1 pseudogene is annotated in these 406 nt (G+C 68.7%); it reads left to right on the top strand.

Annotation, left to right across the window (positions count from 1 at the left end):
* Positions 1-130: 130 nt before the first annotated feature.
* Positions 131-406 (top strand): annotated as a pseudogene (locus STRIP9103_RS02000) (ADP-ribosylglycohydrolase family protein); the annotation flags it as partial.

The following is a 406-nucleotide window of genomic DNA, read 5'->3' as shown; positions in this document are numbered from 1 at the left end:
GCTACTGGGGAGAGTGGGCCAACGAGAAGCGCGGCTCCTTACACCGAGATTCCAAAGACGGTTCTTGATACGCAGGACATCACGGAAGGCACCTACCGCAAGATAGGCGTCGCCACTCCGTTCCAGAATCGGGGCGATGTGGGCGGCGGCGCTCGTCTCGGCGGCGTTCACCGCGCCCACCGTGCGAGCGGCCCTGGAGGAGGCGCTGACGGCGATCCCGGCGAGCTGTCGCCTCGCCCGTACCGTGCGGCGCGTCGTCTCGCTCCATGACACCGGGCTGTCCTGGGAGGAGACGCTCACGACGGTGGACGAGGAGACCTCGGGGCTGGGCTGGATCCACACCGTCCCGAACGTCGCCGTGCTCACGGCCGGGCTCCTGTACGGCGACGGCGACTTCACCCGCACC

The sequence above is a fragment of the Streptomyces ipomoeae 91-03 genome (assembly GCF_000317595.1).
Classification (GTDB): domain Bacteria; phylum Actinomycetota; class Actinomycetes; order Streptomycetales; family Streptomycetaceae; genus Streptomyces; species Streptomyces ipomoeae.
This window is presented reverse-complemented; position numbering and strand designations above follow the sequence as displayed.